We start from the raw sequence: 13,334 nt of genomic DNA on the forward strand, positions 1-13,334 counted from the left end.
GTTATCGTAAAGGGAGGGACAGCTGAAGCCTCTTGCAATTTCCGCTCGAACTTCAACTGCCCCGCTGATCCCTTGCCGGATTCACTTAGCTAAAGCTTACTGCTGCGGCCATTGATCTTTAGGAACGTTCTTGTAGACATCCTCCAGCTTGTGGAAGCCGTCCTCGATTAGAATAGAGAGCTCATCCTTGCTGACCGGAATCGGATCGAGCAATACGGACGGTACATCGAATTTGCCGTTGTAAACGGACGTGTCCGTGGCAATGTCTTCACCTTTTGCAGCTGCCACGGCCATTTCGGCCGCTTTTGTGGCGATCGATTTAATCGGCTTATACACCGTCATTTGCTGCGTGCCTTCTGCAATCCGCTGCACCGCGGCCAAATCCGCATCCTGTCCGGATACCGGAATTTTGCCAGCCATGCCTTGAGCGGTCAGGGCCTGAATTGCTCCTCCTGCCGTACCGTCATTCGCTGCTACAACGCCCTGCACGTCGTTCTTCACGGCGGTCAGCGCATTTTCCATGTTCTTCAAGGCTTCTTCCGGCTTCCAGTCTTTGGAGAACTGGTCATATACGATTTTGATGTCGCCTTTCTCTTCCAGCGGCTTCAAAATGTTCATAGCCCCCGTCTTGAACATATGCGCGTTGTTGTCCGTATCGGCTCCGCCGATGTAGACAATGTTGCCTTTCGGCGCTTGGTCGATGACCGCCTGAGCCTGCAGTTCCCCGACCCGGACGTTGTCAAAAGAAATGTAATAGTCCACTTCTGCATTATTGATCATGCGATCGTACGCGATAACCTTGATGCCTTCTTTATGCGCCTTTTCTACGATCGGCGCGGTCGCTTCCGCATTGTGCGCGATAACGACAAGGACGTCGACGCCCTGTGAAATCAGCTGCTCCGCCTGGCTAAGCTGCGTGGCATCATCGCCGTTCGCTGCCAGCACCTTCACATCCCCGCCGAGCTCCTTGACCTTGGCCGAGAAAATATCCCGGTCCTTCTGCCAGCGCTCCTCCTTCAGCGTGTCCATCGACAGCCCAATGACGATCTTGCCGTCATCTTTGCCTGTTGCTGCATTTCCTGTTCCTGCGCTGTTCTTCGTATTCGCGCTGCCGTCCGACACCACGCCGCAGCCTGCCAATGAAGATGCCAGCAACAATGCAGCTAAGCTTAACCGTAACAAATGACCGTATTTTCTCACTCTTTCTTCGCCCCTTTTCATCGGATAAATTGATTTGATTGCGCTTACAATTAAATCTTAGCACCGGAAAAGAACCTGCGGGCGGACAATGACCTGCATTTGTTTGCTCTCCACCTTCATTGAATTGCGGCCTGATGTAATGATTTTCATGGACAGCGCTTTCATAGCACAATTTTGTTCTATACAACAAAAAAGTCCTTGTTGTTCAACAAGGACTTGGCTTCTCTAACTGCTGGCGATACTCGGTAGGTGTCATTCCCGTCGTCTTCTTGAAGACGCGGCTGAAATAGTTCGGGTCATTATAACCGACTTCAAAACAAATCTCCTTCAAGCTGAGGCGCTGTTCTCCGATCAGTCTCTTGGCCTCTTCCATACGCAGCCGTGTTACATAATCAATGAAGTTCTCACCGGTATGCTGCTTGAACAATTTGCTGAAATAATACGGGCTTAGATTCACGTATTCAGCACTCTGCTCCATCGAGATGTCTTCTTTGTACTTCTGGCCGATATAGAGCAGCGCGCGCTGCAGCACATGCGAACGGCCGCGTTCCTTTTCCTCCTTCAGGCCATCGATGAACGTATCCAGCCACAGCTGCGCGCCCTGCCTTAATGTTTCCCGGTCCTCTATGGCGCTTAAAGTACTGATTAATTCCGCCCCATCCCCAGCTTGCGTACTCCGGCTTAAATATAAGAGCAATCCAATCACCTCTCCCCGCAGACGCGGCAAATGGGCAGGCTCGCTCTCCATCAGCCGTTCCCAGAACAGGGCAAACCGGTTCGCCGCCTCCAGCTTATCCTGCCGCAGCAGCGCATCCAGCAGCTTCTTCTCTTCGTCAAGCGTAATAACCCTCTGTCCCGAGCTTTGCGCAATATCGTCATAATGCCGGACACTGAAGAGATCCTGATCATCCGCGCATACGCGGACGGCTTCTCGGTAAGACCGGCTCATCCCGTCCCAGCCTTCACGGATTGAACCAATGCCTACAGACACGGTGAGATGGAATCGTTCCTCGATGAGATTCTTTACACGTTCGCCCCACTCGAGCGATTTCACGCGCTGGGAATACCCCGGCTGACCAGGAGGCAAAGGAATAAATAACGCCATCTGGTGCCCGACCACGGGACTGACCAGGCAGGAGAGATTCGGCTTGGCGAACTGCTTGATAGCTTCGTAGACTTCTTTTTTGACGAGCTGGAAACCTTCCCAATCTTTGGCGGCATGCCGGGCAAAAGACAGCACCATCGCATATCCCTTCGGCCACTGCAAGTTCAATAAATGGGCCAGCTGCTCCACCTCGATCTCCTGCACGCATTCCAGCATCAGCATGAGTGACAGCTCATTCTCCGCCAGCGGCAGCAGCTGAGACAGCTTCTCCTGCATTTCCAGCCGCTCATCCCTCTCCCGCCGCGCCTCTTCCGTCTCCGCGATCAGCGTTTTCAGCACCTCGAGCACTTCCTCCCGCTTGGCCGGTTTAAGCAGATAGTCCCGTACCCCCAATGCCAGGCTTTCCTTGGCATAGGTGAAGTAATCATGGGCCGTAATCATCACGATCCTTGTCGCCGGATACTTCGCCAGTATTTCCCTAACCGCCTCGAGCCCTTGAATCCCAGGCATCTTGATATCCATAAAGATAAAATCCGGCCGCGCCTCCTCTGCAAGCTGAATGGCACGTCTGCCGTTCTCCGCATGGAGAAACTTAAAGGTATCCGGCAGCATATGCCGGATCATCAGCTCCAGCCCCTCACGTTCAAGGGCTTCATCATCCGCAATAAGCAAGGTGTACACTGGCTATCCCCCCATATAGAAAATTTAATCTTTTAAGCCGCTGTACGAAACGGCAGGGTAAAGAGCACGGCAGTACCCTCCCCCTCTGCACTGTCAATCTCAATCCGCTCCTGCCCATCGAAGAATAAATGCAATCTTTTGAATACATTATGCGTACCTAGACCGGTAGATTGTCCTTTCCTGCCGCCATAACGCGGCGCTGCCTCGCGAATGGACTGGAGCAGCATTTGCGCCGTCTCTTCGCTCATTCCGATGCCGTTGTCGCGAATTTCGATTTCCACGCTGTCTTCCGAATAACTAATGCCGAGTTTCAGCATCGCGCCCGCCTCCATCTGCTCGATGCCGTGCACGAATGCGTTTTCAAGAATCGGCTGCAGCGTCAGGCATGGGATCATGCAGTCCAGCGCCCGTTCGTCAATGTCCATTACAAATTCGATCCGGTCGCGGAACCTCGCCTTCTGGATATTGATATATTCGGTCACATGCTCCACCTCTTCACGGAGCGGAACCGCCTGATCCAGCTTCTGTAAATTGTATCGCAGCAGACGCGAGACGGAAACAGCAAGATCGCTCGTCCGTGTGGCTCCTTCGATGTAGGCGAGCTTGGAAATCGAGTTCAGTGTATTGAACAGAAAATGCGGATTAATTTGGCTTTGCAGCGTTTTCAGCTCCAGTTCCTTGACCAGACGGTCTTTCTCCAAACTGTCCATATTTTCCGCCATCAGCCGCTGTATGTTATCGATCATGCCGTTAAAGGCGCGGCAGAGAATGCTGATTTCATCATGGCTGTCGCTTTCCGGCGCCTTCGTATCCATCCGTCCCTTTGAAATCTGCTTCGCGGTAGCCACAAGGCGGCGGATCGGCTCCGTAATGCTCTTCGACAGCCACAGGGCGAGCAGAATACTGAGCGCCCCCATGGTGATTACGAGCAAAATGCCCAGCGTATTCAACCGCTCCGATGTAAACATCATCTCCTGATAGATCGGCTTGTACTGCTCCAGTTCAAGGTCGACAAGCGCCTGGGCTTCCTCGCGAATGAAGCGCTCCGTTCTCTCTGCTTCAATATACTGCCCCGCCATTGTGCCCGAATCCTGATCATCGATTCCGGCGATCATCCCTTCCGCCTGCTCGATAAACGTATCGATAATATTGCGGTAGTTGACCAGCGGCAGATCGCTGGGACCGATGGTAGCCAGGCTGTCCAGCTCCGCTCGCAGCATTTTTACGTTGTTGAGATGCTTGATAACCTCCGGCATGCTTTCCGCGTCCATTTGCATAATATAGCGGTTCATCGACCGCATATTTTCCCCGACCTCATAGGAAACTTCTTTATATAACAGAATTCGGTTCATCATGAGATGATAGCTTTCCTGCACCGTCTTGCCGCTCTCGAACAGGAAAAAAGAAACCGAGCTCAGCAGAAGCACCAGCAGCGGAATAACGGTAAACAGCTTTTTGCGGATCGTCATAAGCTCTCTCCCTCCTGCACGTTGCTGCGATCCAGCACTTTAACCTCGGTATAATATGCGGGAAGCAGCTGCCTTCCCTGGAAATGGTCATATAGCAGCTTCACCGCCGTTCCGCCCATCAAGTAGGGCTGCTGCGCCACCGTCGCTTGAATCCCCCCGCTGCGAATCGCAGCCAGCGTCTCCTTCTGGTTGTCAAAGCCGATAATCGCCAGATCATCCCGCTTCAAGCTCTTGGCCGCTTGCAGCATCCCTAACGCATCCGTGGCACTGGTGCCAACCATGATGCTGATTTCCGGATGCTCCCGCAGCATCTCCGACGCCTGCTGAATCGCCTCCATATGTGAGATGTTGGAGCTGCGCACAGCGACAATCTCCAGACCGCCGTACTGCTCTACAACCTGCTTCAGCCCGTCCAGGCGCTGCAGCTGGCTCTCAGCAAGTTCGCTGCCGATAATGACGCCGATTTTGCCGGATCCGCCGGTTCTTTCAACGACCAAGCGGCCCAAGCTCTCCCCTGCGGCCAAATTGTCCGTTCCGACGTAGGCCAGCCGGTTGCTATCCGGTGCATCCGTATCTATCGTAACGACCGGTATGCCTCGCGCCACCGCCTTATCAATTAGCGGTGTAAACTTCTCCTCGTTCAGCCCCTGTACAATAATCGCATCCACGCGGGCGGCAATCGCCTTCTCCAGCAAATTCAACTGCTCGTCCATGTTGTTGCGGACCGCCCCGACAAATTCGATATCGATCCCATACTCCTCCGCCGCTTGCTGCGCCCCCTTCTCTACCATTTCCCAATACGGATGATAGCGCTCCTGCTCAATGAGCACGATATGATATCGCTGTGTCCCATTCCCCTCATGTCCCTGCAATTCCCTCACAATGCTGCTCATTTTCCCGGAATGATGCGCGAAGCCGATAAACAGATATGTAAGTAAGCCGATCAAGACCGCCGCGGCGGCCAGCCATTTTTTGTCCATCCCCATCACCTCAATGACTATCCTACCCGCAAGTGTAAGCGCTGGCAATGGGGTGTTATTCCCTCACTTTGTATCTGGACCGTGTCCACCTCGAGATTTCCCAAATTTTTGTATGAATGATTTAATTTCCACAGCGAAATAATACATAAAATTAATGTAGAGGGGGTTTTATTATTTTGTCTGATAAAGAACTATATGGAATATATCCACGACAACCTGGTGACTCCGACCCTGAACCAGAGCCTAAAGAACCAACTTCAGGCGGTGGCGCTGGCAACGGCCCAGGCGATGACACCGGTGGAGATAGATTAGATGTAATAAGTAAATTTAAGTCAGTTGCAAGGGAAGAACTAAAGCATATGAATTCTTCTGATTTTAGAAAGATAAGCATGAACAATTTTGAAAGAACAATATTGAAAAATGACGAAAATAATTATTAATTCAACATAAACTTCGAGGAGACTTAGATTATGGCGCTAACCTTTAGAATTGTAACAAGCGGAAATCGTGCTGCGATCAGAATGAATACATCAACGGATCCAAGCTTCTTTACGTTTGATGAAGTTGTTAAGTTTGATTCACCTGTAAAAGCTTGCTGGGCGGCAATAAGCTCATTCAATTTTGACTTTCCGAAGATAAAGGAAGCGGACGGTACAAATCGAAATATAACAACTGAATCAATAGGAGTTGGGCTTATCTGCAGAGTTTTAGACGAAGATCCGAATTCTGTATTAGTTCATAACTCAATTTATTTAGAATCCAAAGAAATGCTTGATCATGCTTTAAAACCTAGTGGAACTATTGATTATATTGTTTTTGCAGAAATTTGAATTACATCTCTTAAATTTATGTTTAGGATAGAGCCCAGGTTATTTCCCTAACCTTGATACCTCATCGTGACTTGCTTTTAAGCAGCTATGATGGGGTTATTTGTTGTTGCAGTAATTCTTTGAAACTTGTTGCTAGATCCTCTTCCACTCCTGGCTGCCGCTTCCGGAGACCTGCCCCCTATAGATCGCTCGCTCGCTATCGAAGTAGGCAAAAATGAATATCCCGTTTTTCTTTTGGGGATGAAATTAGCCCTAATTCCTCTAACTCCAGACATTGCTGCTACTCTTTTTATATGCTCTCCAATAATACATGGCAAATCAGCCAAGGATTCGATCATTATTAGCGTTTCTAAAGCTACTCAGTCATAGCAGCTCCTTCATTCACCTTTAGTACATTTATCGATAAATAGTCACTGATACATTCATTCTCCTTACAAACTACATATTGTGTTACATCAGGAAAGGAGCTGATCCTATGAAAATCTCAGAAGCCCTTTGTAAACGCCTGGCCAATATCCTTGGCGGAACAGGCATGTCTAATGGCAAAAGCTGCTCGATCATGATTGAAAGAAAATTAAATGCAAAAATCCTTGGAAGAAATTATGAAACTGAACATGAAGTAACGATTCAATCCCTCCAAAACGGAACGACTCTTAACACTGGGGAAATTACACTACTACAGTCCGAGGTGCAGCGCTTTATTAATGCAGTTCGAAAACGAAATATCAAAGTAACCGCAATTCATAACCATTGGTTATTTGAAAAGCCTAGATTGATCTATCTGCATATTGAATCAGTTGAAAATCCAATCGTGTTTGCCAGAAAATTAAGAGCCGCTTTGAACGTTCTTAAAAAATAGTTTCGACTAGTCCAGTCAGAAGAATCCCCTAGCTCCCACAGCGCCAGGGGATTCTCGATTCAGCCAATGCTCAGGTATGGGCCTGCAGTTGGGTCCGGGGAATTTTTGCAGTTGAGCTATGCTTCTCCATTGTTTTTCGCATCCTGCTTTTTAATTTGATCACCAAGCTTCCCTAGCAGGGTGATCAGGCCATACAGGAATAACGCTAGTAAAATCTCCGTTTGAATATTACCGATTTCCACGCCGTCTATCCATTGATCAATCACATAGAGCATCACACCAAAAATAGCAATTAGCAGACTCTCCTGCACTAGACGGGCTGCCCATACGGGCCGATCCTTGAACAAATGTCTCCGCAGGCTGTCCAGCATGGTTCCGATCACGCCTAGAAAACCAAGCCCCAGCAACAATAATCCTATAAATGCAAACGCCGATCCCATCGAAGAAATGCGGAGCTGAATAAAATAGAAGCTTTGCAGCGAATAGACTGCAGATACTAAAATAGAGATCAAAACCAGGAGAATTCCCGCGAACACGAGCCATAATAATGCGCGTTCTCCTATACTGTTTTTGCGCAAGACTACTGACACCTCCATCTTCGATAAATCTGTCGCCTTCCGGTAGTCCTGCTGGAATATTGGTATTCAAGCTGGAGGAGCATCTAATCTTTCTTTTTAAAGTGATCCAGAGCCCAAATCAAAATCCACTCGAAAATATGATAGAAGACGGATACAGATAAGGCAGCCCAAATGCTCTCTATAAATATCCCTTTGAACAAACCCGCAAGCAAATAAATAATAATACTATCAGCAATAATTGTTATCGCATTTTTTGCATAAACAGATATTTGTCTATTCAAAATATATCTTATAACCGCAATTATAAGAGGATTAATCAAAGTCTCAAATATAAGAAAGCCAACGATGATGTAAATGGAAAACACAAGCAAATCAGGATATTGCTCATAATCCATTATGCTGCTTATTTCCGAAAAGGAATAAAAGAATAGACTGTACAAGAAAGCAAAACCAATGATTGGTGCTAGCATAAGTAGGGCCAGTAACGGTACGAGCCATAGCTTTACTTGCCATGGCGCAGGCTCATCATGGTTTCGGCGATCCAAATATTTAATGATCTCGTTCAGGATACAGCATAGCGCTATGAATAAAACGGCATCAAATAGAAAATTAGTGATTTAATGACTCCTCCCTTAAAAAGATACATTGTTATAAATATACAATATATGCTTACATATCCAATCGCAAATTGGGGGGGGCATTGTCCGTAAAATCTAATTGTATTTAATACAACTAGTTAAGCTCTTTTATAAAAAATACATGAGCTAAATGCAAAACATGCAGTTAGTTTGCCTGAATGGAGCTCATTCGTTCAAAAAAGCTTAAATCTAAATGTAAGTTCTGCAGTTAGTTCCCTTTAACACGGCCAATACCGATGAACTAACTGCATGAAATACATCTAGTTACCTGGTTCTGACATCTAGTTACATGATCCTCTTTTCATAAAATCAGTAATTAGTGTTTTAAGGATTTACAAATAGCCCCAAACAGTAGGTGTATAAACGCATGTTTGAGGCTAAATTATTTTATACTTTTACCCAATACCCTAAACAATATCAACGGTGACTTCAAAGCTTTTTATAGCCTCTTCCAGCCAAGGTCTTTGATAATGAAACTTTATGTTACCTTGTCCGGCCTTAATGGCTATAAATGTCCAATTTCGAACACTCGGTGCCCCGATGACGGAGTGATTGCCATCATATTCTTCCTTTTCAAGGCTCAGCATATTTCTAACAGGACCAACCTCTTCTAGCCATGTATATCCTGTTGAAGCATTTTCAGGCAAAGAAATTATAAGCCTTTCACCCTTCTTTACTCGGATCACTTTTCCGTTATCTTTTTCTTCAATGGCTATAACCATGTATTACCCGACTTTCTTTTAATGATAGTTTATTTTTTGCTCTCCGCCCCAGTCACCAGGCTTTGCATTTTCTTTAAAATTTTCACCCATTTGTTGCAACACTTTTTCCTTGGCTTTTACCAACGCCTCAACGTCGTCAATTAAATCCGTTGCCCCATACGCCTCGAAATAGGTATCCGCTTCTGTGTATGGATAAGGTAAATAACCAAAGCCCCTGTCTCCCCATTTATCCCCCCAAGAATTTTTAAATTTGAACATTTGTGTGTCGTCGTCGTAGCCAACAACACATAGTGCATGACCACCCAGGATATTTCCACTTGGCAATGGTATTTTTCCTGTTTTCCCTACCTCGGGATTTCTCCAGTTGTCGTATACGGTAACACCGATGACAAAAGGGCCGTTTACAACTAAACTTCTCTTCATTGTATCCAACGATTTGCCCATATTACAATATGACTTCACTTTATAGTTCTTGGCGTTTTCATCAGCCCCTGGCATTGGTCGGCCAATTTGTGTTGGATGATATGGCCAAAATATTTCTTCGCAAACCCCTATATGATATAAAATTTCCATGGCAACCCGAATATACGTTCCATTCGCTTCAGGAATACCATCAATTTCCTTGCATTTCTGATACAGATATCTCGGTGATAGCTCAATATATTTATTATGCTCCTTTTGTTCCTGAGATTCCTTCATCCCTACAGCACAAGCAAAACCTACACATGTTCCGTCCGGCCCTTGGTCTCTGACAGGCGTGATATTCTCAACCACAAACTGTCGAGGTATTGAAAACTCCGGCAAAATAGATGACATCAAAATATCCCGCTTATCTATTGGGGATGGAATTAACCCTAATCCTCTAACCTCAGACATTGCCTCTACTCCTTTTTCATTTTATTCGATAATACACATGGTAGTATTACCAACTAATTGATCATTATTTATGAGAATTAATGTAGACAACTAGAACAAATCAATATGTACAAAAAAATCCCCTAACGCTCACAGCGTCAGGGGATTCCTCTATTAATACAACGTCATATAGTGGTCGCGTTCCCACTCGTGAACTTGAGTTCTATACATATCCCACTCGATCTCTTTCAATTCATACAGATGAGTGCGGGCATGCTCGCCAAGCGCATCGCAAATGACTTCGCTCTTGATCATTTCGTTCAGCGCCTCTTTCAGATCGGACGGCAGGCTTGGAATGCCTTCCTCAATCAGCTCTTCCTCAGACATCACATAGATGTTGCGGTCAACTGGCGCAACAAGCGGCAGTTCGTTCTTGATGCCGTCGAGGCCAGCTCGCAGCATAACAGCCAGGGCCAGGTATGGGTTGGCAGCAGGGTCCGGGTTGCGAACTTCAACGCGCGTACTTAATCCGCGAGATGCCGGGATACGGATCATCGGGCTGCGGTTGCTGGACGACCAAGCCACATAGCAAGGCGCTTCGTAGCCTGGAACAAGACGCTTGTAGGAGTTAACAGTTGGGTTCGTTACCGCAGCGAATGCGCGGGCATGCTGCAAAATACCGGCCATGTAATGACGAGCGTCTTTGCTAAGACCAAGGCTGTCGCTTTCATCATAGAACGCGTTGACGTTCCCTTTAAATAAGGATTGGTGACAATGCATACCGGAGCCGCTTACGCCGTACAGCGGTTTAGGCATGAATGTCGCATGCAAGCCGTGTTGACGGGCAATCGTCTTCACCACAAGCTTGAATGTTTGAATTTGGTCAGCCGCCTTGATGGCATCTGCATATTTGAAGTCAATTTCATGTTGACCTGGAGCAACTTCATGGTGGGATGCTTCAATTTCAAAGCCCATTTCTTCGAGGGTGAGGACGATTTCGCGACGGCAGTTCTCCCCAAGATCCGTTGGAGCAAGGTCGAAATAACCGCCTTGGTCATTCAGCTCCATCGTCGGGTTGCCTTTTTCATCGGTTTTGAAGAGGAAAAATTCAGGCTCAGGACCTACGTTCATGGCGGTATATCCCATCGCTTCCGCTTCCTTCAGCGCGCGCTTCAGAATGTTGCGCGGGTCTCCGGAGAATGGTGTGCCATCCGTCATGTACACATCACAGATCAGCCGTGCCACACGATCCTCGGCCACCCATGGGAAAATAACCCACGTATCCAGATCCGGGTACAGATACATATCGGACTCCTCGATACGAACGTATCCTTCAATGGAAGATCCGTCGAACATCATTTTGTTATCAAGCGCTTTTTCCAATTGGCTGACAGGAATTTCTACGTTCTTGATCGTTCCGAGCAAATCAGTAAATTGCAAACGGATAAATCGCACGTTCTCTTCTTTGGCAATGCGTAAAATGTCTTCTTTGGAATAACTCAAGATCTCTCTCTCCTATCGATTTACTAGATTTTGAAAAAGCGGGATAACTCTCCTTGGATCAGCGAAACCTGACCCCGTCTGTTCCCAGTTACCAGCTCCTGCTTCAGCCGGCGATAAAGCTCTGAATCCGTCAGTTCCTTCCGTTTCTCTTCGGTATCCTCCGTCATGACCGTCGTCTCCGGAGATTCCTTGACTACGGGTGCCATGACTTGTTTAATTCCCGCTATATTAGCGCCCCGTTCAATCAATTTCTTAATTTCCAGCAATCGTTCCACATCGTTGTACGAGAAAAGACGCTGGTTCCCCGAGGTACGGGCCGGCATGATCAACTGATGCTGCTCATAGTAACGAATCTGCCGTGCTGTCAAATCAGTAAGCTGCATGACGATACCGATCGGAAACAAAGCCATGTTTCTGCGAATTTCCTCACTCACCGCTCTCAACCTTCCGCATATATTTCACGAAAAATATTCTATGTCAGATAACCTGACATGTCAACAAGCATGTAAGGTATTTATTAGATTTTCACTAGATTTCTCTAAATGATCCATTCATAGCTTTCAGCCGAGCTGGACACTTTCAAAAAAAACGACCGCAAATCGCGGTCTGTTTTCCTTAACAAATACATCGTCTTATAACAAATTCCGATCCTTCATCGTTTGCAGCGCCGTCAATAGACCGAACTTCACGTGCGAATAAGTGAGTCCGCCCTGCATATACGCGATATAAGGCTCCCGTACAGGCGCATCTGCCGATAATTCCAGGCTGCCTCCCTGTATAAAGGTGCCTGCGGCCATAATGACCGGATGCTCGTAGCCCGGCATGTCCCAGGCTTCCGGCACGACGTATCCGTCCACGGCGGCGGCGCGCTGAATTCCTTGCACAAATGCAATCAGATGCTCAGGCCCGCTGAAGGAGATGGCTTGAATTAAATCAGTCCGGGTATCATTCCAGCTTGGACGGCTCTCAAACCCAGCACGCTCGAACACGGCAGCGGCGAGAATGCTGCCCTTGATCGCCTGTCCCACCGTCGTAGGAGCGAGGAACAATCCCTGGTAGATGCCTCTCGTCGTTCCCAGCATGGCTCCTACCTCCGCGCCGATGCCCGGCGCCGTTAAGCGATAGGCGGCGAGCTCCACCAAATTCGCGCGGCCGCAAATATAGCCTCCCGTCTCCGCCAAGCCGCCGCCTGGATTTTTGATTAAAGAGCCCGCCATCAGGTCGACCCCAACCTGCGTTGGTTCCAGCTCTTCGGCAAATTCGCCGTAGCAGTTATCGACGAAGACGATGCAGTCCGGTTTGATTTCCTTCACCTGGCGAACCATTTCGCCAATCTGGGCTACCGTAAAGGAGTTGCGCCAATCATAGCCGCGGGACCGCTGAATTCCGATCACTTTCGTCCGTTCGGTCACCTTCGCGCGCACACTCTCCCAATCTATCTCTCCGTTCTCTAGCAATGCCACCTCGTCATAGCCAATGCCAAAGTCTTGCAGCGACCCTGTTCCATCGCCTGGATGACCGATTACTTTATGCAGGGTGTCATACGGCGTGCCCGAGATGTAGAGCAGCTCATCGCCAGGGCGAAGCACACCAAAAAGCGCCGTAGCGATCGTATGCGTGCCCGACGCAAAATGCGGACGCACCAGTGCCGCCTCGGCGCCGAATACATCGGCATACACAAGATCAAGCACTTCGCGCCCGCGATCATTATAACCGTAGCCTGTGGAGCCGGAGAAATGATAATCACTAACCTGATGCCGCTGGAACGCTTCGATCACCTTCCACTGGTTCCGGTCGACGATGCGGTCGATCACCTTAAACTGGCTAGCAACCTGCTGCTCCGCTTCTTCCAGCCATGCTACGATTTCTTCTGCAAAAACTGCCATAATGTCAAAACTCTCCTCTGCCCATGTA

The 13,334-nt window shown here is 48.0% G+C and carries 15 protein-coding genes; 3 read left to right on the top strand and 12 right to left on the bottom strand.

Translation table 11 applies throughout. The annotated features are described in order from the left end of the window. Window positions 1-96: 96 nt before the first annotated feature. The 4 genes from xylF to MKX50_RS13730 form a co-directional block, all read right to left on the bottom strand. On the bottom strand, window positions 97-1,200 hold the full coding sequence (xylF, locus tag MKX50_RS13715; protein WP_213592149.1) for a D-xylose ABC transporter substrate-binding protein: 1,104 nt from the start codon (window positions 1,198-1,200) through the stop codon (window positions 97-99). A 205-nt stretch (window positions 1,201-1,405) separates the two neighbouring features. Further along, complete coding sequence (locus tag MKX50_RS13720; RefSeq protein WP_213592148.1) at window positions 1,406-2,986, bottom strand: helix-turn-helix domain-containing protein; 1,581 nt, start codon at window positions 2,984-2,986, stop codon at window positions 1,406-1,408. 32 nt (window positions 2,987-3,018) lie between these two features. Next, complete coding sequence (locus MKX50_RS13725) at window positions 3,019-4,455, bottom strand: sensor histidine kinase (protein ID WP_213592147.1); 1,437 nt, start codon at window positions 4,453-4,455, stop codon at window positions 3,019-3,021. Further along, window positions 4,452-5,435, bottom strand: coding sequence for a sugar-binding protein (locus MKX50_RS13730; RefSeq protein WP_213592146.1), 984 nt, complete (start codon window positions 5,433-5,435; stop codon window positions 4,452-4,454). Before MKX50_RS13730 ends, MKX50_RS13725 begins: the two co-directional genes overlap by 4 nt. Before the next feature lie 176 nt (window positions 5,436-5,611). On the opposite strand from MKX50_RS13730, the gene MKX50_RS13735 reads away from it, so the two are divergent. Together MKX50_RS13735 and MKX50_RS13740 are read left to right on the top strand one after the other, a co-directional pair. Next, complete coding sequence (locus tag MKX50_RS13735; RefSeq protein WP_213592145.1) at window positions 5,612-5,875, top strand: hypothetical protein; 264 nt, start codon at window positions 5,612-5,614, stop codon at window positions 5,873-5,875. 30 nt (window positions 5,876-5,905) lie between these two features. Beyond that, on the top strand, window positions 5,906-6,265 hold the full coding sequence (locus tag MKX50_RS13740) for a hypothetical protein (RefSeq protein WP_213592144.1): 360 nt from the start codon (window positions 5,906-5,908) through the stop codon (window positions 6,263-6,265). A gap of 77 nt (window positions 6,266-6,342) precedes the next feature. Here MKX50_RS13740 and MKX50_RS13745 read toward each other — a convergent pair whose 3' ends face one another. Next, window positions 6,343-6,603, bottom strand: a complete 261-nt coding sequence (locus MKX50_RS13745) for a hypothetical protein (protein ID WP_339157214.1) — start codon at window positions 6,601-6,603, stop codon at window positions 6,343-6,345. Window positions 6,604-6,740: 137 nt separating this feature from the next. Between MKX50_RS13745 and MKX50_RS13750 the strand changes: the two genes are divergently transcribed. Continuing rightward, complete coding sequence (locus tag MKX50_RS13750; RefSeq protein WP_213592142.1) at window positions 6,741-7,124, top strand: DUF1259 domain-containing protein; 384 nt, start codon at window positions 6,741-6,743, stop codon at window positions 7,122-7,124. 116 nt (window positions 7,125-7,240) lie between these two features. Here the strand turns inward: MKX50_RS13750 and MKX50_RS13755 are convergent, their stop codons facing one another. From MKX50_RS13755 to MKX50_RS13785, 7 genes are all read right to left on the bottom strand, one after another. Further along, window positions 7,241-7,702 (bottom strand): hypothetical protein, encoded by a 462-nt coding sequence (locus MKX50_RS13755; protein WP_339157215.1) that lies wholly within the window; start codon window positions 7,700-7,702, stop codon window positions 7,241-7,243. Between the two features lie 83 nt (window positions 7,703-7,785). After that, complete coding sequence (locus tag MKX50_RS13760) at window positions 7,786-8,247, bottom strand: hypothetical protein (protein ID WP_339157216.1); 462 nt, start codon at window positions 8,245-8,247, stop codon at window positions 7,786-7,788. A gap of 500 nt (window positions 8,248-8,747) precedes the next feature. Further along, window positions 8,748-9,062 (bottom strand): protease inhibitor I42 family protein, encoded by a 315-nt coding sequence (locus MKX50_RS13765; RefSeq protein ID WP_213592140.1) that lies wholly within the window; start codon window positions 9,060-9,062, stop codon window positions 8,748-8,750. An 18-nt stretch (window positions 9,063-9,080) separates the two neighbouring features. Continuing rightward, window positions 9,081-9,938 (bottom strand): C1 family peptidase, encoded by an 858-nt coding sequence (locus MKX50_RS13770; protein ID WP_213592139.1) that lies wholly within the window; start codon window positions 9,936-9,938, stop codon window positions 9,081-9,083. Between the two features lie 153 nt (window positions 9,939-10,091). Next, entirely contained in the window at window positions 10,092-11,420 is a 1,329-nt protein-coding gene (gene glnA, locus MKX50_RS13775) for a type I glutamate--ammonia ligase (RefSeq protein ID WP_213592138.1), read from the bottom strand. Window positions 11,421-11,443: 23 nt separating this feature from the next. Then, window positions 11,444-11,854, bottom strand: coding sequence for a MerR family transcriptional regulator (locus MKX50_RS13780; RefSeq protein WP_244996532.1), 411 nt, complete (start codon window positions 11,852-11,854; stop codon window positions 11,444-11,446). A gap of 198 nt (window positions 11,855-12,052) precedes the next feature. After that, complete coding sequence (locus MKX50_RS13785) at window positions 12,053-13,306, bottom strand: methionine gamma-lyase family protein (RefSeq protein WP_339157217.1); 1,254 nt, start codon at window positions 13,304-13,306, stop codon at window positions 12,053-12,055. Window positions 13,307-13,334 lie beyond the last annotated feature (28 nt).

The sequence above is a fragment of the Paenibacillus sp. FSL W8-0186 genome (genome assembly GCF_037969765.1).
In the GTDB taxonomy this organism is placed as follows: domain Bacteria; phylum Bacillota; class Bacilli; order Paenibacillales; family Paenibacillaceae; genus Fontibacillus; species Fontibacillus woosongensis.